This is a genomic window from Streptomyces millisiae (genome assembly GCF_031845425.1).
GTDB classification, from domain to species: domain Bacteria; phylum Actinomycetota; class Actinomycetes; order Streptomycetales; family Streptomycetaceae; genus Streptomyces; species Streptomyces millisiae.
The window spans coordinates 1-1,270 of sequence record NZ_JAVREM010000154.1 but is presented as its reverse complement, the minus strand read 5'-3'; the positions used below and the strand labels follow the sequence as shown (position 1 = coordinate 1,270).

Below are 1,270 nucleotides of genomic sequence, written 5' to 3'. Positions count from 1 at the left end.
TTAGTCAATCGGCGCACACGTTTCTCACGTGTGTAACGCTACTCATGCCTGCATTCTCACTCGCATGCCGTCCACAACACGTTTCCACGGCTGCTTCACCCAACACACGACGCTCCCCTACCCACCAGCTAGGCTGGTGACACGACTTCGGCGGTGTACTTGAGCCCCGCTACATTGTCGGCGCAGAATCACTCGACCAGTGAGCTATTACGCACTCTTTCAAGGGTGGCTGCTTCTAAGCCAACCTCCTGGCTGTCTCTGCGACTCCACATCCTTTCCCACTTAGCACACGCTTAGGGGCCTTAGTCGATGCTCTGGGCTGTTTCCCTCTCGACCATGGAGCTTATCCCCCACAGTCTCACTGCCGTTCTCTCACTTGCCGGCATTCGGAGTTTGGCTAAGGTCAGTAACCCGGTAAGGCCCATCACCTATCCAGTGCTCTACCTCCGACAAGAAACAAACGACGCTGCACCTAAATGCATTTCGGGGAGAACCAGCTATCACGGAGTTTGATTGGCCTTTCACCCCTAACCACAGGTCATCCCCCAGATTTTCAACTCTGGTGGGTTCGGGCCTCCACGCAGTCTTACCCACGCTTCACCCTGCCCATGGCTAGATCACTCCGTTTCGGGTCTAGGGCATGCTACTCAAACGCCCTCTTCGGACTCGCTTTCGCTACGGCTCCCCACCAACAGGTTAACCTCGCAACACACCGCAAACTCGCAGGCTCATTCTTCAAAAGGCACGCAGTCACGACGATGAGTGCAAGCACTCACCGCGACGCTCCCACGGCTTGTAGGCACACGGTTTCAGGTACTCTTTCACTCCGCTCCCGCGGTACTTTTCACCATTCCCTCACGGTACTATCCACTATCGGTCACCAGGGAATATTTAGGCTTAACGGGTGGTCCCGCCAGATTCACACAAGGTTTCTCGGGCCCTATGCTACTTGGGTGGCTCCATATCGAGTCGCAGACATTTCAGCTACGGGGGTCTTACCCTCTACGCCGGGCCTTTCGCATGCCCTTCGCCTACACCCACGATTTTTTACTCGACGACCGTCCGGCAGAACGATCACAGAAACTCCCACAACCCCGCCTGCGCAACCCCTGCCGGGTATCACACACAAACGGTTTAGCCTCTTCCGGTTTCGCTCGCCACTACTCCCGGAATCACTCTTGTTTTCTCTTCCTGCGGGTACTGAGATGTTTCACTTCCCCGCGTTCCCTCCACACCGCCTATACATTCAGCGGTAGGTGACAGCCCATAA

General features: G+C 55.8%; 1 rRNA gene. It reads right to left on the bottom strand.

What is annotated here, in order from left to right:
• Window positions 1–1,270: ribosomal RNA gene (locus RNC47_RS35925) — 23S ribosomal RNA — on the bottom strand; the annotation flags it as partial.